General features: G+C 65.6%; 16 protein-coding genes. 5 read left to right on the forward strand and 11 right to left on the reverse strand.

Translation table 11 applies throughout. The features are described 5' to 3' along the window. The first annotated feature begins 362 nt into the window (after nt 1-362). From aspS to gatB, 4 genes are all read left to right on the forward strand, one after another. Nucleotides 363-1685: an aspartate--tRNA(Asn) ligase gene (gene aspS / locus WMO64_RS10890; protein WP_349231985.1), complete on the forward strand. Its 1323-nt coding sequence runs from the start codon at nt 363-365 to the stop codon at nt 1683-1685. 86 nt (nt 1686-1771) lie between these two features. Next, the gene (gene gatC / locus WMO64_RS10895) at nt 1772-2059 is read left to right on the forward strand and encodes an Asp-tRNA(Asn)/Glu-tRNA(Gln) amidotransferase subunit GatC (protein WP_294518167.1); all 288 of its coding nucleotides are present in this window, start codon (nt 1772-1774) and stop codon (nt 2057-2059) included. Between the two features lie 12 nt (nt 2060-2071). Next, complete coding sequence (gatA, locus tag WMO64_RS10900) at nt 2072-3580, forward strand: Asp-tRNA(Asn)/Glu-tRNA(Gln) amidotransferase subunit GatA (protein ID WP_349231986.1); 1509 nt, start codon at nt 2072-2074, stop codon at nt 3578-3580. Further along, a complete protein-coding gene (gatB, locus tag WMO64_RS10905; protein ID WP_349231987.1) occupies nt 3581-5005 on the forward strand; it encodes an Asp-tRNA(Asn)/Glu-tRNA(Gln) amidotransferase subunit GatB in 1425 nt (474 codons plus the stop codon). A 53-nt stretch (nt 5006-5058) separates the two neighbouring features. Here gatB and WMO64_RS10910 read toward each other — a convergent pair whose 3' ends face one another. Then, nucleotides 5059-6543, reverse strand: a complete 1485-nt coding sequence (locus WMO64_RS10910; RefSeq protein ID WP_294518160.1) for an N-acetylmuramoyl-L-alanine amidase — start codon at nt 6541-6543, stop codon at nt 5059-5061. Between the two features lie 317 nt (nt 6544-6860). On the opposite strand from WMO64_RS10910, the gene WMO64_RS10915 reads away from it, so the two are divergent. Then, nucleotides 6861-9110, forward strand: a complete 2250-nt coding sequence (locus WMO64_RS10915; protein WP_349231988.1) for a hydratase — start codon at nt 6861-6863, stop codon at nt 9108-9110. A gap of 108 nt (nt 9111-9218) precedes the next feature. On the opposite strand, the gene WMO64_RS10920 is transcribed toward WMO64_RS10915, so the two are convergent. The 10 genes from WMO64_RS10920 to WMO64_RS10965 all read right to left on the reverse strand — a co-directional run bounded on the left by WMO64_RS10920 (nt 9219) and on the right by WMO64_RS10965 (nt 20388). After that, nucleotides 9219-9722 carry a hypothetical protein gene (locus tag WMO64_RS10920; RefSeq protein WP_294518156.1) on the reverse strand — a complete coding sequence of 168 codons (504 nt, stop codon included), beginning with the start codon at nt 9720-9722 and terminating at the stop codon, nt 9219-9221. A gap of 84 nt (nt 9723-9806) precedes the next feature. Further along, the gene (locus WMO64_RS10925) at nt 9807-11090 is read right to left on the reverse strand and encodes an O-acetylhomoserine aminocarboxypropyltransferase/cysteine synthase family protein (RefSeq protein ID WP_294518154.1); all 1284 of its coding nucleotides are present in this window, start codon (nt 11088-11090) and stop codon (nt 9807-9809) included. Between the two features lie 112 nt (nt 11091-11202). Next, nucleotides 11203-12144 carry a GerMN domain-containing protein gene (locus WMO64_RS10930; RefSeq protein WP_294518151.1) on the reverse strand — a complete coding sequence of 314 codons (942 nt, stop codon included), beginning with the start codon at nt 12142-12144 and terminating at the stop codon, nt 11203-11205. Next, a complete protein-coding gene (locus WMO64_RS10935) occupies nt 12141-13631 on the reverse strand; it encodes a sensor histidine kinase (RefSeq protein ID WP_349231989.1) in 1491 nt (496 codons plus the stop codon). Before WMO64_RS10935 ends, WMO64_RS10930 begins: the two co-directional genes overlap by 4 nt. A 33-nt stretch (nt 13632-13664) precedes the next feature. After that, on the reverse strand, nt 13665-14513 hold the full coding sequence (locus WMO64_RS10940; protein WP_294518147.1) for a metal ABC transporter permease: 849 nt from the start codon (nt 14511-14513) through the stop codon (nt 13665-13667). Next, nucleotides 14513-15283 (reverse strand): metal ABC transporter ATP-binding protein, encoded by a 771-nt coding sequence (locus WMO64_RS10945; protein ID WP_294518145.1) that lies wholly within the window; start codon nt 15281-15283, stop codon nt 14513-14515. The genes WMO64_RS10940 and WMO64_RS10945 overlap by 1 nt, the downstream gene beginning before the upstream one ends. Beyond that, nucleotides 15280-16224, reverse strand: coding sequence for a metal ABC transporter substrate-binding protein (locus WMO64_RS10950; RefSeq protein ID WP_349231990.1), 945 nt, complete (start codon nt 16222-16224; stop codon nt 15280-15282). Before WMO64_RS10950 ends, WMO64_RS10945 begins: the two co-directional genes overlap by 4 nt. A 105-nt stretch (nt 16225-16329) precedes the next feature. After that, the gene (locus tag WMO64_RS10955) at nt 16330-16785 is read right to left on the reverse strand and encodes a MarR family winged helix-turn-helix transcriptional regulator (protein WP_294518141.1); all 456 of its coding nucleotides are present in this window, start codon (nt 16783-16785) and stop codon (nt 16330-16332) included. 13 nt (nt 16786-16798) lie between these two features. Next, complete coding sequence (locus tag WMO64_RS10960) at nt 16799-18652, reverse strand: ABC transporter ATP-binding protein (RefSeq protein ID WP_294518139.1); 1854 nt, start codon at nt 18650-18652, stop codon at nt 16799-16801. Further along, on the reverse strand, nt 18652-20388 hold the full coding sequence (locus WMO64_RS10965) for an ABC transporter ATP-binding protein (protein ID WP_294518137.1): 1737 nt from the start codon (nt 20386-20388) through the stop codon (nt 18652-18654). The genes WMO64_RS10960 and WMO64_RS10965 overlap by 1 nt, the downstream gene beginning before the upstream one ends. Nucleotides 20389-20603: the final 215 nt, after the last annotated feature.

Here is a 20603-nt window from a genome sequence, read left to right on the forward strand (position 1 = left end):
GTTGACAAATGTCCGTCCATGGGCGTATAATGCCTCCAACATCACAAAGGCGACGAGAAAGACCGCCCCTCGGGCATCCGACAGAGAACGCGGGCCACCGACTGAGAGCCCGCCCCGGAGAGAAGAGAAGGCGCAACACTTTTGAGCCGGCGTGCCGAGCCTCCGCTGGAGGGGTAGGTCCGCCCGTTCCCCTCCGCGTTAAGGAGTATAAGAGGTCGCGTCAATGGGGACGCCGCAACTTTGGGTGGTACCGCGGAATAGGTCTATTTCGCCCCGAAACTGCTTTGGCAGTCTCGGGGCTTTTTTCGTTTTCCACGGTGGAAATTTTTAACTTTTATTTTTTCAGAAGGATGTGAACGGTCATGATCACAGCGACAGCTCTTACCGCAGTCAAGCAGCCCGCGATCCGCGACATTATCGGAGGTGCCCTGGAGAATCAGGCCGTCTCCGTCCGGGGCATGGTCCACTCCCTGCGGGACATGGGAGGCCTCACCTTCCTGCTCCTGCGCAAGGGGGACGGGGTGCTCCAGTGCGTGTGCCCGCCGGAGGTGGACCTGGACGGCGTCACCGAGGAGTGCGCCGTGGAGGTGCTGGGCACGGTGCACCAGGAGGAGCGGGCCCCCGGCGGGGCCGAGCTGGCCGCGGCGGCGGTGCGGGTGCTCTCCCGGCCCGCGGCTGCCATGCCGGTGCCGGTGTCCAAGCGGAAGCTGAACCTGACGCTGGACGCCCGCCTCTCCCTCCGCCCCGCCGTGCTGCGCAGCCTGCGGGAGCGCAGCGTGTTCCGCATCCAGGCGGGCATCTCCCGGGCTTTTCGGGAGTACCTCCAGAGCCAGGATTTTACCGAGATCCACACCCCCAAGATCGTCCACGCCGGGGCCGAGGGCGGCAGCAACATCTTCCGCCTGGACTACTTCGGCCGCAAGGCCTTCCTCACCCAGTCCCCCCAGTTCTACAAGCAGACCATGGTGCCCGTCTTTGAGCGGGTGTTCGAGGTGGCCCCCGTGTTCCGGGCGGAGAAGCACAGCACCACCCGCCACCTGAACGAGTACACCTCCATGGACTTCGAGATGGGGTATATCGACAGCTTCTACGACATCATCGCCGTGGAGACCGGCTTCCTCCGCTACTGCTTCCGCCTGCTGGGCGAAGAGTATGCCGACGACCTGGCCCGGCTGGGGGTGACCCTGCCCGAGATGAAGGACGTCCCCTGCGTCCGGTTCGACGAGGCCAAGCGGCTGGCGGCGGAGAAGTACGGCTACGCCATCCGCAACCCCTACGACCTGGAGCCCGAGGAGGAGCACGCCATCGGCCGGTACGCCAAGGAGGTGTGGGGCAGCGACCTGGTCTTTGTCACCCACTACCCGGCCAAAAAGCGGCCCTTCTACGCCATGGACGACCCGGAGGACCCCAAGTACACCCTGTCCTTCGACCTGCTCTTCCGGGGCATGGAGGTGACCACCGGCGGCCAGCGCATCCACGACTACGGCCAGCAGGTGGCCAAGATGGAGCGGCTGGGCATGCACCCGGAGGAGTTCGAGTCCTACCTCATGCTCCACAAGTACGGCGCGCCCCCCCACGGCGGCCTGGGCATCGGCCTGGAGCGGCTGACCATGCAGCTGTGCGGCCTGGACAACGTGCGCCTGGCCACCCTCTTCCCCCGGGACCGCACCCGGCTGGAACCGTAAAGGGCGATTGATTTTCTGCCGAAAATCTCTGTCCCGCGATACCCCCTCCGCTCTGTGAGGGGATCGGACGAAAGGATGCTGTTGCTATGAAAATTACCGAAGAGCTGGTGGACTACGTCTCCACCCTGTCCCGGCTCCGCCTGCCCCAGGAGGAGAAGGCCAAAATGGCCGGCGAGCTGGAACAGATCGTCACCTATATGGACACCCTCAACACCCTGGACACCGACGGCGTGGAGCCCATGAGCCACATCTTCCCCCTGAAGAACGTGCTCCGTGCCGACACGGTGGTCCCCTCTGCGGACCGTGAGGTCCTGCTGTCCGGCGCGCCGGACAGCGACGGGGAGACCTTCCGGGTCCCCAGGGCTGTGGAATAAGGAGGGTTTATCGTGAAAGAACTGCTGGAACTGAGCGCCCTGGAGCTGGGCGCGGCCATTCGGACGGGGGACGTGTCCATCGCCGAGGCCACCCGGACCGCCCTGGACGTGATGGCGGAGCGGGAGCCCGCCCTCAACTGCTTCATCACCGCCACCGGCGAGCAGGCCATGGCCCGCGCCCAGGCCCTCCAGGCTGGGGTGAAGGAGACAAAAAGCCCCCTGTACGGCGTGCCCATGGCCTTCAAGGACAACATCTGCACCAGGGGCGTCAAGACCTGTTGCGCCTCCAAGATCCTGGGCGACTTCGCGCCCCCCTACGACGCCGCCGTGGTGGACCGGATGACGGAGGCGGGCGCCGTCTCCCTGGGCAAGCTGAACATGGATGAGTTCGCCATGGGCTCCACCACTGAGACCTCCTTCTGCGGCCCCACCCACAACCCCTGGGACACCGCCCATGTGCCCGGCGGCTCCTCCGGCGGCGCGGCGGCGGCGGTGGCCGCCCGGGAGTGCTGGTTCGCTCTGGGGTCGGACACCGGCGGCTCCATCCGCCAGCCCGCCTCCTTCTGCGGCGTCACCGGCATCAAGCCCACCTACGGCACGGTCAGCCGGTACGGCCTCATCGCCTACGCCTCCTCCCTGGACCAGATCGGCCCCATCGCCCGCACCGCCGCCGACTGCGCCGCCGTGCTGGACGTGATCCAGGGGAAGGACAGGCGGGACGCCACCTCCCTGGACGCCCCCGCCGGCAGCCTGCTCTCCGGCCTGACCGGGGACATCCGGGGCATGAAGATCGGCCTGCCCGCCGACTGCTTCGGCGAGGGCCTGGAGCCCCAGGTGGCCGCCGCCGTCAAGGAGGCCTCCGCCGTGCTGGAGGCCAGAGGCGCCAAGGTGGAGACCTTCTCCTTCCCCCTGATGAAGTATATGGTGCCCACCTACTATATCATCGCCTGCGCCGAGGCCAGCAGCAACCTGTCCCGGTACGACGGCGTGAAGTACGGCTGGCGGGCGGCGGAGTATGAGGACCTGACCGACCTCTACTGCCGCACCCGCACCGAGGGCTTCGGCTCTGAGGTGAAGCGGCGCATCCTGCTGGGCACCTTCGTCCTCTCGTCCGGCTACTACGACGCCTACTATAAAAAGGCCCTCCAGGTCAAGGCCCTCATCAAGGAGGCCTATGACAGGGCCTTTGAGCAGTACGACCTGCTGCTCACCCCCGTCTCCCCCACCACCGCCCCCAAGCTGGGGGAGAGCCTCAGCGACCCGCTGAAGATGTACCTGAGCGATATCTACACCGTGCCCGTCAACCTGGCGGGTCTGCCGGGGCTGTCCATGCCCTGCGGCTTTGACGGCGGCCTGCCCATCGGCGCCCAGCTCATCGGCCCGGCCCTGGGAGAGGCGGCGGTGCTCAACGCCGCCCATGCCTTCCAGCTGGACACCGACTGGCATAAGCGTTTCCCCTCATCCGGCCCTGAGGGCCACCTTCCCCCCAAGGGGAAGGCAGATCAGGAAGGGGTGATTTGAATGACCTGGGAAACTGTGATCGGTCTGGAGACCCACGTGGAGCTGGCCACCGAGACCAAGATCTTCTGCTCCTGCACCACCGCCTTCGGCGGCGCGCCCAACACCCACTGCTGCCCGGTGTGCACCGGCATGCCGGGCACCCTGCCCGTGCTCAACGAGAAGGTGCTGGAGTTCGCCGTCCGGGCCGGACTGGCCCTCAACTGCGCCATCACCCGCAAGAGCCGCTTTGACCGGAAAAACTACTTCTACCCCGACCTGCCCAAGGCCTACCAGATCTCCCAGCTCTACCTGCCCATCTGCCGGGACGGCGCGGTGGACATCGGCGGCGGCAAGACCATCGGCATCCACGAGCTGCACATGGAGGAGGACGCGGGCAAGCTGATCCACGACCCCTGGACCGACCAGACCTGCTGCGACTACAACCGCTGCGGCGTGCCCCTGATCGAGATCGTCACCGAGCCCGACTTCCGCACCGCCGATGAGGTCATCGCCTACCTGGAGCAGCTGCGCTCCACCCTCCAGTACCTGGGCGTGTCCGACTGCAAGATGCAGGAGGGCTCCCTCCGCTGCGACGTGAACCTGTCGGTGCGCCCCGCCGGCTCCACCGAGCTGGGCACCCGCACCGAGATGAAGAACCTCAACTCCTTCAAGGCCATTTCCCGGGCCATCCAGTACGAGAGCCGGCGGCAGATTGAGCTGCTGGAGGAGGGCAAGCGGGTGATCCAGGAGACCCGCCGGTGGGATGAGAACAAGGACGCCACCTACGCCATGCGCTCCAAGGAGAACGCCCAGGACTACCGCTACTTCCCCGACCCCGACCTGCCCCCGGTGGAGCTGTCGGAGGCGTATCTGGAGCATCTGCGCTCCGCACAGCCCGAGCTGGCTCCGGCCAGAATGGAGCGGTATCAGCGCCAGTTTGGCCTGCCCGCCTACGACACCGAGATGCTCACCTCCCAAAAGGCCCTGTCCGACTTCTTTGAGGCCGTGGTGGCCCTGGGCGCCCCCGCCAAGCAGGCGTCCAACTGGATCATGGGCGAGGTGCTGCGGGCCCTGTCCGCCCGGAGCATGGAGGCGGCGGACATGCCCCTCTCCCCCGCCACCCTGGCCCGGCTCATCGCCCTGGTGGCCGAGGGCAAGCTCAACCGCAACACCGCCGTCACCGTCTTTGAGGCGGTGTTCGACAGCGACGGCGACGTGGACGCCTACGTGGCGGACCACGGCCTGGAGCAGATCCGGGACGACAGCCTGGTGGAGGCCGCCGTGGACAAGGCCTTTGCCGACAACCCCAAGTCGGTGGAGGACTACCGCTCCGGCAAGGAGAAGGCCTTCGGCTTCCTGGTGGGCCAGGTCATGCGCCAGCTTAGGGGCAAGGCCGACCCCAAGGCCGTCAACGAGGCGGTCCGCCGCAAGCTGACGGAACAGTGACAGCACAAAAAAGTACCGCCGGGCAGCTGCCCGACGGTACTTTTTTGAAGAAATCAGCCCAGCGTGTTCAGGTAGTTGATGATACCCTGGGCGATGCCCTGGGCCAGCTTGTCCTGATAGGAGCTGGTGTTGAGCTTCATCAGCTCGTCGTGGTTGGTCATAAAGCCGGTCTCCACCAGCACGGCGCACATGTCGGTCTCCCGCAGGACCACGAAGTCCGCCGAGGCGATGTTCCGGTTCTTGGCGCCGGTGGCCTGGCAGGCCGGGGTCTGGATGGCCTGGGCCAGCCGCTTGCCCCGTCCGCTGGAGGGGTGGTAGTAGGTGATGAGGCCGTTGACCGACGGGTCGTCAAAGGCATTGGCGTGGATGGAGACAAAGATATCCGCGTCCACGCTGTTGGCGATGTCCGCCCGCTCGTACAATCCCACATACACGTCGGTGGAGCGGGTCATGACCACGTTGTACCCCGCCGCCTTCAGCAGAGCGGCCAGCTTCAGGGAGATGGGCAGGGTCAGGTCCTTCTCCAGGATGCCCTCGTACACCGCGCCGCTGCTGGTGCCGCCGTGGCCCGGGTCGATGACCACGGTCCGGCGGGACGGGTCGATGGGGTTGGACGGGTTCACCGGGTCGGTGGGCTCCTCCGCCGGGGTATCCGGCACCTGGGGCGCCTCCTCCTGGGGCCGGAAGGCCGTGATGAGGATACCGTCGTCCTGCTGCTCGATGGTCAGGTTCTTCTCCCGGGTGACGCCGTCGGCCAGGGTCAGCTCCACCCGCACCACGTGGTCATACCCCTCGTACAAATCGGAGCCGTGCTGGGCGTAGCGGACCGTGGCGATAAAGTCGTTGTCCACCGGGATGGTGCCGGGGAACCCCGCCGACAGCTCCGCGCCCAGCACGTCCAGGGTCACCTTGCCGCTGCCGTCGGTGACCCGGTACTCCAGCTTCCGGTCCGTCTCAATGAACACGGTCTGGCGGTCATAGTCGGCCTGGATGCGGGTGATGTAGGCCGTGTCGTTCTCCCCGCTGATGATGATGGCGGTAAAGGTCTCCTGGTCCCAGTCCACCTGGGCGCCCAGCTGCTCGGACACGAACCGCAGAGGCACCATGGTCCGCTCCACCCCCTGGCACTTCACCACACAGGCGGGCACGCCGTCGGGCAGGGGCTCCACCTTGCCGTTGACCACCGCGTTGGCCGAGCCCAGGGTGAGCACGATGGTGTCCACCCCCTTGCGCAGGATGACCTGGTTGCTCCCCTGAGGCCAGAGCACCGTGGCCCCCAGAGCCTCGGCCACCGTGCGGATGGGCACCATGGTGCGCCCGCCCAGCGCCAGGCCGGGCACGTCGCCCGTCAGGTCGATGACCGTCCCGTCCAGGCTGATGTTCACCTTCTCCGCCTGCTGGGGCTCGTAGCGCCCCGCGGACTCGTTATGTACCTCGATATTCAGCAGCCCGTTGGGCCCCGCCGCCTGGACCGGCAGGAAGGATACCAGCAGGGCCAGCATCAGCAGAAATGCAGCCGCTCTCTTTGTCTGTCTCATGGGGAACTCCTTATTCTCTGTAAGCCTATCTCATTCCGGGCCTCAGGGGCACCGGCACACGTTCCCTATTATTCTACCGAATCCCCTTCTGTCCGTCAATGGATTTGGGTCAAAAAGGTTGACATAAATTTTTACATTTTTTATATGTCCTGACGGCGTCCCGGGGAAATCCGCATTTTCCCACCCCTGCCGCTTGCACTTTCCCCGCCGCTTTGGTATGATAATATTTATTGAATCAGCGAACTGATGTCACACAAGTCCTCGGTTCTCTGCCCGCAAAACCATTTCAAAATCCACAAGATATTGGAGGTACGTCCATGAGCATCAAACTGACTCTCTCCGGCGTCTACTATCGGGACGGCGGCTTCCTCTCCGAGTCCGAGGGTGCGGCCGCCGGCCTGCCCGCGCCTCAGCTGGCCAAATCCGGCACTATGGCCTATCACATCCTCAAGGCCCACAACACCGCCGGCAACATGGCCGAACTGAAGCTGAAATTCGACGCCATGGCCTCCCATGATATCACCTACGTGGGCATCATCCAGACCGCCCGCGCCTCCGGCATGAAGGAGTTCCCCCTGCCCTACGTACTCACCAACTGCCACAACTCCCTGTGCGCCGTGGGCGGCACCATTAATGAGGACGACCACGTGTTCGGCCTGTCCGCCGCCAAGAAGTACGGCGGCGAGTTCGTCCCCGCCCACCAGGCCGTCATCCACTCCTACATGCGGGAGCGGTACGCCGCCCCCGGCCGGATGATCCTGGGCTCCGACTCCCACACCCGCTACGGCGCCTACGGCTGCATGGCCATCGGCGAGGGCGGCCCCGAGCTGGCCCGCCAGCTGCTGTGCAAGACCTACGATATCGCCTACCCCAGGGTCATCGCCATCCACCTCACCGGCGCGCCCCGCCCCGGCGTGGGCCCCCAGGACGTGGCCCTGGCCCTCATCGGCGCCACCTTCAAGATCGGCGCGGTGAAGAACGCGGTGATGGAGTTCTTCGGCCCCGGCGTGAAGAACCTGTCCATGGACTACCGCTGCGGCATCGACGTAATGACCACCGAGACCGCCTGCCTATCCTCCGTGTGGAGCACTGACGAGACCGTGAAGGAATACCTGGGTATCCTGGGCCGGGGCGACGCCTACCAGGCCCAGGCCCCCGCCGACGGCGCCTGGTACGACGGCGTCATCGAGGTGGACCTGTCCGCCGTGGAGCCCATGATCGCCCTGCCCTTCCACCCCTCCAACGCCTTCACCATCAAGGAGTTCAAGGCCAACATGGCCGACCTGCTCCACCAGGTGGAGGAGGACGCGGTGCGCCAGCTGGAACTGAAGAACGGCGCGCCCTCCCTCACCAAGAAGATCCACGACGGCCAGTTCCACGTGGACCAGGGCGTCATCGCCGGCTGCTCCGGCGGCACCTACCAGAACCTGGTCCGGGCCGCCCAGATCCTCAAGGGCCACGCCATCGGCTCCGACGCCTTCTGGCTCTCCTGCTACCCCGGCTCCATGCCCATCAACCTGGAGCTGACCAAGCAGGGCTACATCGCCGACCTGATGGCCGCCGGCGCGTCCATCCGCTCCTGCTTCTGCGGCCCCTGCTTCGGCGCGGGCGACGTACCCGCCAACGGCGCCTTCTCCATCCGCCACTCCACCCGCAACTTCCCCAACCGGGAGGGCTCCAAGCCCGCCGACGGCCAGGTGGCCTACGTGGCCCTGATGGACGCCCGCTCCATCGCGGCCACCGCCCTCAACGGCGGCGTGCTCACCGCCGCCACCGAGCTGCCCGATGTGCCCGCTGATCCCGCCAACGAGCCCTACCACTACGACGACTCCGCCTACAAGGCCCGGGTGTACTTCGGCGTGGGCCACCCCCAGCCCGAGACCGAGCTGGTCTTTGGCCCCAACATCGCCGACTGGCCCGAGCAGATCCCCATGCCGGAGAACCTGCTCCTCACCGCCGCCGCCGCTATCTATGACCCGGTGACCACCACCGACGAGCTCATCCCCTCCGGCGAGACCTCCTCCTACCGCTCCAACCCCATCAAGCTCTCCCAGTTCGCCCTGAGCCGCAAGGACCCCCAGTACGTCCCCCGTGCCAAGGCGGTCCAGGAGGTGGAGCTGCTGCGGCGGAAGAACCCGGAGGACGCCGCCGTTGTGGAGGCCCTGGGCGGCCGGGACGGCCGCACCACCGGCCTGGGCACCTTTGTCATGGCCCTCAAGCCCGGCGACGGCTCCGCCCGGGAGCAGGCCGCCTCCTGCCAGCGCGTGCTGGGCGGCTGCGCCAACCTGGCCGCTGAGTACGCCACCAAGCGCTACCGCTCCAACGTGGTCAACTGGGGCATGCTGCCCTTTGTGGCCGATGATGTGAAGGACTGGAACGTCCAGCCCGGAGACAAGCTGTGGCTGCCCGGCATCCGGAAGGTGCTGGAGTCTATGGACGAGACCGTGGAGGCCACCCTCATCCAGAACGGCCAGGAGCGCACCGTCACCCTCCGCCTGCCCGGCATGACCCGCGAGGAGCGGGATATCGTGCTGGCGGGCTGCCTGATCAACTACTATGCCAAGTAAATAAAGCAAAAGCGCGAGGCCCCGCCGGTACCGGCGGGGCCCCTCGTTTTATGGTCATCTCCTGCTCAGCTTTTTCAGCCGACAAAAAAGGGATTGTAAAGGCGGAAACTATCTCTCAATTCCAAGAACATCGTAGTATTCATCACTGTATTGGACTTTGCTGTCATCAAACTCTGACTGCAATGACTTTACATATTCAAAGGGATTTTCCATGGGCGTAAGGCTCAACTCATGGGCCAGAAAGGACATCAGCTCTCTCTGCTCCGGTGTCTGCGCTTCTCTTTCGCTCTGTAAGTGCTGCTCAAACTGCTGTTTATTCATCCATACAATCTGTTCAACCGGATTGGCGGAACCGCATGCCAGAATCAGCCGCATAAAATCCTTAAAGTCTGCTGCAAGGGGATAGACATTTTTATCCGCACAACTCTCGGGATTTGACGCAAAGACCATATCCCCATATTCAGGCAGGAAACAATACAATATGCAGCCTTCAAAGCCAATCACTCTGGCATTCACAGGGTAGCAGAAATAGGGCTCTGCGCGTTCCTCATATGCAAGAGAAATCAGTCTGCCGTCTATGTTCAGCGCTCTGTATTTTGAAAACAGGTCCATCCCTATCATCCTCATAGATTTTCCCCTATTGCGTGAATCCCCCTCCCGCGCTGTGTGCAGGAGGGGGATTTTCTCAGTTTCAGTTTACACGCCGGCCAGGGCCTTCTCCACGTCGGCCAGGATGTCGGCGGGGTCCTCGATGCCCACGGACAGGCGCACCAGGTCGGGAGACACACCGGCGGCAGCCAGCTCGGCGTCATTCATCTGCCGGTGGGTGGTGGAGGCGGGGTGGAGCACGCAGGTCTTGGCGTCGGCCACGTGAGTGGCGATGGAGGCCAGCTCCAGCCCGGCCATGAATTTGGAGGCCGCCGCGCGGCCGCCCTTCACGCCGAAGGACACCACGCCGCAGGTACCATTGGGCATGTACTTGGCGGCCATGGCGTGGTACTGATCCCCCTCCAGGCCGGGGTACTTGACCCATGCCACCTTCTCGTGGCCCTGGAGATACTGGGCCACGGCCAGAGCGTTGGAGCAGTGCTGCTTCATCCGCAGAGGCAGGGTCTCCAGGCCGATGTTCAGGTAATAGCAGTTCTGGGGAGAGGGGATGGAGCCGAAGTCCCGCATGAGCTGGGCGGTGGCCTTGGTGATGTAGGCGCCCTCCTTGCCGAACTTCTCGGCGTAGGTGATGCCGTGGTAGCTCTCGTCGGGGGTGGTCAGGCCGGGGAACTTGTCGGCGTGGGCCATCCAGTCGAACTTGCCCGAGTCCACAATGGCGCCGCCCACCGCGTTGGCGTGGCCGTCCATGTACTTGGTGGTGGAGTGGGTGACGATGTCGGCGCCCCACTCAAAGGGGCGGCAGTTCACAGGGGTGGGGAAGGTGTTGTCCACAATGAGGGGCACGCCGTGGGCGTGGGCCGCCTTGGCGAACTTCTCGATGTCCAGCACGGTGAGGGCGGGGTTGGCGATGGTCTCGCCGAACACAGCCTTGGTGTTGGGCTTGAAGGCGGCCTCCAGCTCCTCCTCGGAGCAGTCCGGGTCCACAAAGGTGAACTCCACGCCCATCCGCTTCATGGTGACGGCGAAGAGATTGAAGGTGCCGCCGTAGATGGCGGAGGAGGCCACCACGTGGTCGCCGCAGGAGGCGATGTTGAACACCGCGTAGAAGTTGGCCGCCTGGCCGGAGGAGGTGAGCATGGCCGCCGTGCCGCCCTCCAGGGCGCAGATCTTGGCCGCCACGTGGTCGTTGGTGGGGTTCTGGAGGCGGGTATAGAAGTAGCCGCTGGCCTCCAGATCAAAGAGGGCGCCCATCTGCTCGCCGGTGGCGTACCGGAAGGTGGTGGACTGGATAATGGGAATATTCCGGGGCTCGCCGTTTCCGGGGCGATATCCGGCGTGGATGCAGTTGGTGCTCATACGGTAGTCACTCATGGTCATGCTCTCCTTTTTCTTGGGTAAGCCGTCTGTCCGGCGGCGGGCCTGGTTCCCGGCCCTGCGTTGGCATTTTGTAACAGGAATATCCTACACGCCCGGTTGGACTCTGTCAAGACTCCAGCAGCGTCCAGTCCGGCTCCAGGGGCACGGAGGCCGGCACGCCGCCGATGGACTCAATGGCGTGGCCGTCGGCCAGGATCTGCACGGTGCTGATGGACAGGTCCTCCTGCATGCACAGGGTGTTGACGATGGAGTAGAGCAGCAGCCGGGCCGACTGCTCGTCCTCCGGCAGCGCGGCGAGAAACTCGGGCGACAGGTTCACGGTGCACACGCCGCCCTCCACCGAGATGCCCCGCAACTTGGTGTCCTCGGGCATCAGGCTGGTCAGCTCCCGGTACCGGGGGCCCTCCAGCAGGGCGGAAAACACGGCGCTGGCCATGGTGTCCCCCTCGTTCTGCACCACGTCGCGGTACTCCACCCCCAGGCCGCTGCCGTCGGCCCTGGGGAAGCACAGCCCCACCGCCACGGTCAGCTCTCCCTCCCCTGTGCCGGGCAGGAGCACGTCGTCCGTGCCCATGGCCCGCAGGGTCTGGTAGGGGATGGCCTCCCCCTCCACGGTGATGTACACCTCCTCCACCCCCTCCAGCTGGCACAGGGTGAGGGTGAGGCAGGAGTTGGCCACTGTCAGATCCACGCCGGACAGGCCGCCGTACTGCTCGGACAGGTCCAGCCGCAGCTGCCCCTCCTCCAGCTGGCAGGAGAGCAGCCGGGTGCCCGAGGGGGCGGGCGAGGTCAGGCCGGGGGTCTCGGGCTGGGAGAGCACCAGCTCCGCCAGGGCGGAAGCGGTGTCCTCGCCGGAGGGGACATGGTACTCCCAGTCCACCGCCTGGACCGTGGCCTCCTCCCCGGTCACCGCGTAGTAGACCTTGTAGGCCCCCTGGGGCTGGGTCTCCTCCCCGCTCTCCACCAGGGCGCAGGCCGACAGGAGCAGCAGGCCGGTCCACAGGACCAGCAGCAGACCGCTGTTCCGGCGCAAATCACACTGTCTCACTGCTCGCTCCCCCCTTCCGGCTGACAGAGCGGAAACACGACCTCAAAGCAGGTGCCCGGCTCCGGGTCCCGGCGGCGGACGGTCACAGAGCCGCCGTGCTGCCGGGCGGTGTCCCGCACGATGGACAGGCCCAGGCCGGTGCCGCCCGCCTCCCGGGAGCGGGCCTTGTCAACCCGGTAGAACCGGTCGAACACCTTGGGCAGATCCTCCTCCGGGATGCCCACGCCGGTGTCCTCCACCCGGAGGATGACGCTCTTTCCACGGACGAACAGCGTCACCGTCACGGTGCCCTGGGGCAGGTTGTACTTGATGGCGTTTTCCATCAGGTTGAAGGCGATCTGGTAGATGTCGTCCTGGGTGGCCCGGACAAAGCAGCCCTCGTCCAGCCGGCACAGCAGCGTCACGTCCACCGCCTTGGCCAGAGGCGAGAGCATATGCTCCACCTTCTCCACCACGTATTTCACATCCACCGGCTCGGTGTGGACCGGGGCGGCGTTGTCCATACGGGTGAGGGTGAGCAGCTTTTCGGTGATGCGGGTGAGCCGCTCGGCCTCCTCGCCGATGTCGCTGACGAACTCCTTCCCTGTCTCCGGGTCCATGTGGTCGGACTGGAGGATGGAGTCGGTGAGCAGGCGGATGGAGGCCAGCGGGGTCTTCAGCTCGTGGGAGGCGTCGGACACAAAGCGGCGGCGCACCTCCTCCGTGGTCTGGAGGCGGCCGGTCAGCTGGTCAAACTCGTCGGCCAGCAGGGCCAGCTCGTCGTGTCCCCCCAGCTGGACCCGGTGGCTGTACTCGCCCTCCCGCACGATGCGGATGGCTTTGAGCAGGGTGCCCATCCGCCGGGTGAGGGCCCGGGAGAACACCGCGCTCAGCAGCAGGGCCACCAGGCAGATGATCACGGAGATCCGGCCCAGGTTCCGCTGGACCCCGGAGAGCAGGGCCCCCTGGTCGGCGTCGTACTCATAGAGGCACACGGCGCCGATGATGGACCCCCGGTACACCACCGGGGCGGCGGCCCGGTTGCGGAACACCCCGTCCCGGTACTGGCAGGTGAACACGTCGTAGCCCTGGCCCTTGAGGGCGGTGACCACCTCGCCCACCAGGGCATACCGGCCGATGGTGGCGCCGGTCTCGCCGGTGTCGTAGATGATCATGCCCGCCGCGTCGGTCACCAGGATGCGGATGCGGGCCAGGTCCACGTTGTCCTGGAGCCGCAGTTCCTGAAAGACGCCGTCGGCGCCGTCGTAGGTCATGGTGCGCAGGCTGGACAATGCCGAGGAAATCAGGGACGCCTGGCTCTGGAGGGCGGTCTGTTTGGAGGTCTCCACCAGCTCCCGGGAGGCCAGGAGGGGGTAGGTGTTGAGCAGCACCAGCACCGCCGCGATGACTGCGATGTAGGTCAGGGCGAATTTTGTCTGGAGGGAGCTCCAGAGGTGGACCTTCCGGGGCGCGGAGCGCTCCTGATTCTTTTCCTTTTTTCTGTTCAAGGACTCCGCCTCCTCTCGTCTCCGGCGGTGATGTCAGGCCCGGCGGCCCCGCAGCAGGAAGGTGACGGCGAAGAAGGCCGCCAGATACAGCGTGATGGACGCGCCGGCAGAGGTGCCCGCGTAGTAGGAGGTCATCAGCCCGGCGATGCCGGCCACAATGGCCCCCAGGATGGAAAACAGGTGGTACTGCCGCATGTTGCGGGCCAGGTTCCGGGCGGCGGCGGCGGGGAGCACCAGCAGGGAGTTGATGACCAGCAGGCCCACCCAGGTCATGGACACGGTGACCACCACGGCGATGGCCGCGGAGAACAGGGCCTCCTGCCAGAACACCCGGATGCCCCGGCTGTCCGCCAGGGCGGGGTGGATGGAGGAGATCATCAGCTGGTTGAAGGACGCCAGCCACAGTACCACCACCAGCAGCAGGATGAGGGCCAGCAGGCCGATCTTGCCCGGCTCCACGCTGAGGATGTCGCCGATGAGCAGGTTGTTGAACTTGGTGAAGCTGCTGCCCCCCAGGGTGGCCAGGAAGATGCCCAGGGCCACCGCCGTGGAGGAGAAGACGCCGATGACGGTGTCGCTGGCCATGTGGGTCCGGTGGCGCACCAGGGTGAAGAGCAGGGAGAAGGCGATGGCGAAGATCACCGCGCACCACATGGGGTCCACAAAGCCGAAGATGGCGCCGATGGCCATGCCGGTAAAGGCGGAGTGGCCCAGGGCGTCGGAGAAGAAGGACATCCGGTTGGTGACCACCATGGTGGACAGCAGTCCGAACAGGGGCGAGATGACCAGCACCGCCAGCAGGGCGTTCTTCATAAAGTAGAGCCCGTCGGGCCCGGCCCATTCAAAGGGCAGAATGGATACGATCTGATACCACAGCTCCATTACGACCCCGCCCCCTTTCTCAGGTCCAGGTGGAACACGGCTCTGAACTCATCGGAGGAGAGAACCTCCGCGGGCGTGCCCACCTTCAGCACCGTGGACTTGAGGAGGATCACCTGGTCGGCGTACTCCTCCAGGGTGGCGAAGTCGTGGGTGGACAGGAGGATGGACAGGTCGTACTGGGTGCAGATCTCGTCCAGCATGTCCAGCAGCTGCCGCTCGCCGTCGATGTCCACGCCGGAGAGGGGCTCGTCCAGGATCAGGATATGGGGCAGCGGCTCCAGGGCCATGGCCATGAGCACCCGCTGGAGCTCGCCGCCCGACAGGGCGCCCATGCGCTTGTCGATGAGGTCGGCGCCGTGGACCCGCTCCAGGCAGGCGATCACCCGCTTGCGCAGGCTCTTGGGCGCGGGCAGGAACACCGGCCAGGAGGAGATGGCGGCGGAGAAGAAGTCGAACACGCTCACCGGGTCCCCCCGGTCAAAGGCGGGGGACTGGGGCACGTAGCCGATGAGGGGGCGGGTGTGCTTTCCCCCCGCCTTCTGGAACTCGATGGTGCCGCTGTGGGGGATCTGGCCCAGCACGGCCTTGAACAGAGAGCTCTTGCCCGCGCCGTTGGGGCCGATCAGAGCCACGATCTGGCCGCAGTGGAGGTGGAAGTTGACGTCCCGGAGGATGTCCGCTCCACCCATGTCCACCCCCAGGTGCTCCACCCGGAGGCAGCAGGCGCCCGCGCAGCCGGCGCCCTGGATCTCATGCTTTGGTTTTCTCATTCATAGGCCTCCAGGATCGTGTTGACATTCTGCTCCAGCCCGGCCCGGTAGGGATCGTCGCTGTCCGCTGGCACCGCCTCGGCGCTCATGAGCATGGTCAGCTGGGCTACCTTGACCCCCGTCTCCCGGGACACCGCGTTGGCGGTGGCGTCCGAGCCGTTGGCCTCGGTGAAGATGGCGGGCAGCTGATACTGCTCGATCAAATCAATAATTTCCACCAGTTCCCTGGCGCTGGCCTCGCTGCCCGCCTCCTCCTCGATGGCCTTGACCACGGTCAGGCCCATGGCGTCGGCAAAGTAGCCGAAGCCCTCGTGGAAGGTGATGAGCTCTCTGGGCTCCAGGCCGGAGAGACAGTCCCGCAGCTCATCCTTCAGGGCGGTCAGCTCGCCGGCATAGGCCGCGGCGTTGTCCGCGTACAGCTGGGCGTTGTCCGGGTCGGCCTGGGACAGGGCGGCGGCGATGTTCTCCACCATCACGGCGGCCCGGGACGGGTCCATCCAGATGTGGGGGTCGTACTCGCCGTGGTCGTGGTCGTCGTGGTCGTCCTCGCCGCCGTGGGCGGCGTGCTCCTCGGCGCTCTCCCCGTAGTGGAGGAGGGACACGCCCCCCGAGCAGTCCACCGTGGGCACGCCGCTGGACTCGATGGCGGAGGACATGGCGTCCTCCAGGCCCACGCCGTTGAGCAGGAGCAGGTCGGCGCCCTGGATGGCCTTCATGTCGTTGACGGTCAGGGTGTAGTCGTGGAGGCAGCTCATGGGCTGGTTGATGACCGCCTCCGCCTCCACCCCCTCGGCGCCCTCGATGACCCGGCTGGTGAAGAGATAGATGGGGTAGGTCATGGCCGCCACGTGCAGCGTGCCGTCCTCCTCCGGCGCGGCGGCAGGGCCGCAGCCGGACAGCAGCAGCGCCAGGCTCAGGAACAGGGGAATGAGTTTCTTCATACAATACCTCGCCAATAAAATACCTGCCGGACCGCGCTTTCCCGCAAGTCCGGCAGGCTTTATTATACCGCTGTTTGCACATTTTGTAAAATGTTTTCCCACTTGTCAGGTGGATTTTCCCCCGAACAGGCCCTCGCACCCGTCCAGGTTGGCCCGCAGGCGCTCCAGGTCCTCCTGGAGCCGGTCCAGCTCCGCCTGGGAAAACCCCCGGCAGAGCACCTCGTCCACCCGGTCAAACCCCTGCTGGACCTGGGCGGCCTTCTCCCGCCCGGCGTCGGTGAGCCGGACCAGGTAGGACCGGCGGCTGCCCGGGTTCTCCACCCGGCGGATGAGTCCCGTCTCCTCCATCCGGTCCAGGGCCCGGGAGAGGGTGGCGGCGTCCAGCACACAGGCGTCGGCCAGCTCCCGCTGGGTCAGGCCGTCCCCCTGGAGGAGGCGGGCGAGAATCCGGGGCTGCCCCTGGCCCAGGGTGAGCCCCAGGCCGGAGAACCAGGGCTGGAGCAGCCTCCGGCGGCTCAGCTCCAGCTGGAACAGCATTGACCGCAGTTCACGCTTTTTCACGGCGCTCCCCTCCTCACTCCAGCTCGAACTGGCCGGTGTAGAGCTGGTAGTACCGGCCCTTCTGGGCCAGCAGCTCCTCGTGGCTGCCCCGTTCGATGATCCGCCCCTGCTCCAGCACCAGGATGGCCTGGGCGTTGCGGACGGTGGAGAGCCGGTGGGCGATGACGAACACGGTGCGGCCCTCCATGAGGTGGTCCATGCCCTGCTCGATGAGCTGTTCGGTGCGGGTGTCCACCGAGCTGGTGGCCTCGTCCAGCACCAGCACCGGCGGCTGGGCCACGGCGGCCCGGGCGATGGTGAGCAGCTGCCGCTGGCCCTGGGACAGGTTGGCGCCGTCCGAGGTGAGCATGGTGTCGTACCCGTCGGGCAGGCGGCGGATGAAGGAGTCGGCGTTGGCCAGCCTGGCCGCCTCCTTCACCTCCTCGTCGGTGGCGTCCAGCCTGCCGTACCGGATGTTCTCCAGGATGGTGCCGGTGAAGAGGTGGGCGTCCTGGATGACCATGGCCATGGACCGGCGCAGATCGTCCTTGCGGATGTCCCGCAGGTCGATGCCGTCGTAGGTGATGGCGCCCTCGTTGAGCTCGTAGAACCGGTTGATGAGGTTGATGATGGTGGTCTTGCCCGCGCCGGTGGAGCCCACGAAGGCGATCTTCTGCCCCGGCTTGGCAAACAGGTCGATGCTGTGGAGGATGGTCTTTTTGCTATTGTACCCGAAGACCACGTTGTGGAAGCGCACGTCCCCCCGCAGAGGCACCAGCCTGACCGTACCGTCGGCCTGAGGCACCCGCCAGGCGTAGATGCCGGCGGGGTCCTCGGTGAGGGTGCCGTCGGCGTTCTCCCGGGCCCGGCATAGGGTCACCTTGCCCTCGTCCGGCTCAGGCTGCTCCTCCATCATCTCAAAGATCCGCTCCGCGCCGGACAGGGCGGCCATGATGAAGTTGACCTGCTGGGTGAACTGGTTCATGGGCATGGCGCTCTGCCGGACGTACACCAGGTAGGCCGACAGGCTGCCCAGGTCCATCAGGCCGGAGAGCACGAACATGCCGCCCACACAGGCGGACACGGCGTAGTTGAAGTAGGACAGGCTGACCACCGTGGGCACGGTCATGCCCGCGTAGTTGACGGCCTTGGTAGCCGCCTTCCGCAGGTCCTCGTTCTTCCGGCAGAAGATCTCAAAGTCCTGGGGCTCGTGGTTGAACACCTTCTCCACCTTCTGGCCGGACACCATCTCCTCGATGAAGCCGTTCAGGTCGCCCAGCCGGGCCTGCTGCTCGTTGTAGTACCGGCGGCTGCGCTTGCCGTTCCACCGGATGAACAGGGCCATGGCCGCCAGAAAGGCCACCACGATGAGGGACAGCCGGAAGTTGAGCACCAGCAGCATGCTGATGGTACCCACCACCATGATGGCGCTCTGGATGAGCATGGCGAAGGAGTTGTTGAGCATGTTGGTGAGGGTGTCCACGTCGTTGGTGAAGCGGCTCATGAGCTCGCCGTGGGTGTGGGTGTCAAAATACCGCAGGGGCAGGGTCTGGACGTGGGCGAACAGGTCGGAGCGGATCTCCGCCACCACCTGCTGGGCGGTGTGGGCCATGAGCTGGTTGTAGCCCCAGGTGGCGGCGGCCCCCGACAGGTACATCAGGCCCATGAGCAGCAGCATCACCATCAGGCCGCGCACATCCCCGGGCAGCACGTACTGGTTGATGACCGGCTTGAGCAGATAGGTGCCGAAGATGTTGGCGCCGCTGCCGATAAACACCATCACGGCCACGGCCACCAGAGCCAGCTTGTGCCGCCCCAGATAGCGCATGAGCTGGAGTATGGTCTTTTTGGTGTCCTTGGGCCCCCGGCCTCTTACCATTGCAGCCATTATTCCAGCGCTCCTTTCTGCTGAGACTGATAGAGCCCCTGGTAGAAGGGGTTGGAGGCCATCAGGCTCTCATGGTTGCCCACGGCGCTGATCTTTCCGTCCTCCAGGATGAGGATCTGGTCCGCCTCCTGGACGGAGGTCACCCGCTGGGCGATGATGATCTTGGTGGTGCCGGGCAGGCCCTGGGCCAGGCCCTGGCGGATCTTGGCCTCGGTGGCCGTGTCCACGGCGGAGGTGGAGTCGTCCAGGATGAGCACCCTGGGTTTTTTCAGGATGGCCCGGGCGATGCACAGCCGCTGCTTCTGGCCGCCCGACACGTTGACGCCCCCCTGGCCCAGCTCGGTGTCGTACCCGTTCTGGAGCCGGTCGATGAACTCGTCCACGCAGGCGATATGGCAGGCCTGGTCGATCTCCTCGTCGGTGGCGTGTTCGTTGCCCCAGCGGAGGTTGTCCTTCACCGTGCCAGAGAATAGGGTGTTCTTCTGGAGCACCATGGCGATGGCGTCCCGCAGGTGCTCCAGGGGGTACTCCTTCACGTTCCGGCCGTCCACATACACCGCGCCGCCGGTGACGTCGTACAGCCGGGGGATGAGCTGGACCAGGGTGGACTTGGCCGAGCCGGTCTGGCCCAGGATGCCCACGGTCTGCCCCGCCTCGATGCGGAAGGACACGTGGTCCAGCACGTTCTCCCCCGCTCCCGCCCGGTAGCGGAAGGACACGTCGTCAAACACGATCTCGCCCCGCTCCACCTTGGCGTCCGGGTCGGTGACGCCGGGGATCTCGGTGATGTCGATCTTCTCGTCCATGACCTCCAGGATCCGGCGGCAGGAGGCCAGGGACCGGGTGAGCATGAGGAACACGGCGGAGAACATCATCAGGGAGTTGAGCACCTGGAGCACGTAGCTGAGGAAGCCGGTCAGGTCGCCCACCTCCATGCCGCCCACCATGGTCAGCCGTCCGCCGAACCACAGGATGGCCAGGATGGTGCTGTACATGATCAGCTGCATGGCGGGCATGTTCAGGGCCGCCAGCCGGAAGGCCCGCTCGGAGGTGTCCCGCAGGTTCTTGTTGACCTCCTCGAACTTCTCCACCTCGTACTCCCCCCGGACGCAGGCCTTCACCACCCGGATGGCGGTCAGATTCTCCTGGATGATCCGGTTGACCTGGTCCATGGCAGCCTGCATTTTGCCGTACATGGGCCGCACCCGGCTGACGATCTGCCACAGCAGGATGCCCAGCAGGGGCGCCGCCACCAGGAACACCACCGCCAGCCTGGGGCTCATGCGAAAGGACAGGCCCAGGGCCATGACCATCATGATGGGGGAGCGGACGGCGGGCCGCAGGCCGGTGGCCAGGGCGTTCTGCACGGCGGTCACGTCGCTGGTGAGCCGGGTGACCAGGGAGGCCGTCTGGAACCGGTCGGTGTTGGCAAAGGAGAAGGCCTGGATCTTGCGGTACTCCTCCTTCCGCAGCTCTGCGCCCAGACCCTGGCCGCACACGGCGGCAAAGCGGGCGCTGCCCGCGCCGAACAGCAGAGCCAGCAGGGCGCACACGGCCATCATGGCGCCCCGGGTGAAAATGTACGTGGTGTCCCCGTTCTTGACGCCCACATCCACGATGTCCGCCATCAGGAAGGGGATGATCAGCTCAAAGACCGCCTCCACCGCGATGCAGAGCACCGCCAGTATGGTGTATTTCCGGTAGGGCTTCAGGTAGGAAAAAATCCGCAGAAGCACGTGCCGTCGCCTCCTCAGTTGCAGTTCTTATTGTTGTGCGTGCAATTATTGTATGCGCATCACATGCAGATGTCAACCTTTCGCAGGCAAATTTCTTCCCCTCCCCTGTTTTTTCGGCGCCGGACCCTGTTTTCTCTCGAAAATGCCGCCCGGCGGGTCTGTTTTCGGCAGAAATGACAAACGGACCGCCGCCCGGATGGGCGGCGGTCCGCTTG

Origin of the sequence: Pseudoflavonifractor intestinihominis (assembly GCF_040096055.1) — a bacterium.
Lineage (GTDB): Bacteria > Bacillota > Clostridia > Oscillospirales > Oscillospiraceae > Pseudoflavonifractor > Pseudoflavonifractor intestinihominis.

Excerpts from the sequence above, each read along its gene's own strand:
- WMO64_RS10915 (WP_349231988.1), top strand. The coding sequence starts at position 6,861 with ATGAGCATCAAACTGACTCTCTCCGGCGTCTACTATCGGGACGGCGGC.
- WMO64_RS10925 (WP_294518154.1), bottom strand. The coding sequence starts at position 11,090 with ATGAGTGACTACCGTATGAGCACCAACTGCATCCACGCCGGATATCGC.
- aspS (WP_349231985.1), top strand. The coding sequence starts at position 363 with ATGATCACAGCGACAGCTCTTACCGCAGTCAAGCAGCCCGCGATCCGC.
- gatC (WP_294518167.1), top strand. The coding sequence starts at position 1,772 with ATGAAAATTACCGAAGAGCTGGTGGACTACGTCTCCACCCTGTCCCGG.
- WMO64_RS10945 (WP_294518145.1), bottom strand. The coding sequence starts at position 15,283 with ATGAGAAAACCAAAGCATGAGATCCAGGGCGCCGGCTGCGCGGGCGCC.
- gatB (WP_349231987.1), top strand. The coding sequence starts at position 3,581 with ATGACCTGGGAAACTGTGATCGGTCTGGAGACCCACGTGGAGCTGGCC.
- WMO64_RS10940 (WP_294518147.1), bottom strand. The coding sequence starts at position 14,513 with ATGGAGCTGTGGTATCAGATCGTATCCATTCTGCCCTTTGAATGGGCC.
- WMO64_RS10960 (WP_294518139.1), bottom strand. The coding sequence starts at position 18,652 with ATGGCTGCAATGGTAAGAGGCCGGGGGCCCAAGGACACCAAAAAGACC.
- WMO64_RS10910 (WP_294518160.1), bottom strand. The coding sequence starts at position 6,543 with ATGAGACAGACAAAGAGAGCGGCTGCATTTCTGCTGATGCTGGCCCTG.
- WMO64_RS10920 (WP_294518156.1), bottom strand. The coding sequence starts at position 9,722 with ATGGACCTGTTTTCAAAATACAGAGCGCTGAACATAGACGGCAGACTG.
- WMO64_RS10950 (WP_349231990.1), bottom strand. The coding sequence starts at position 16,224 with ATGAAGAAACTCATTCCCCTGTTCCTGAGCCTGGCGCTGCTGCTGTCC.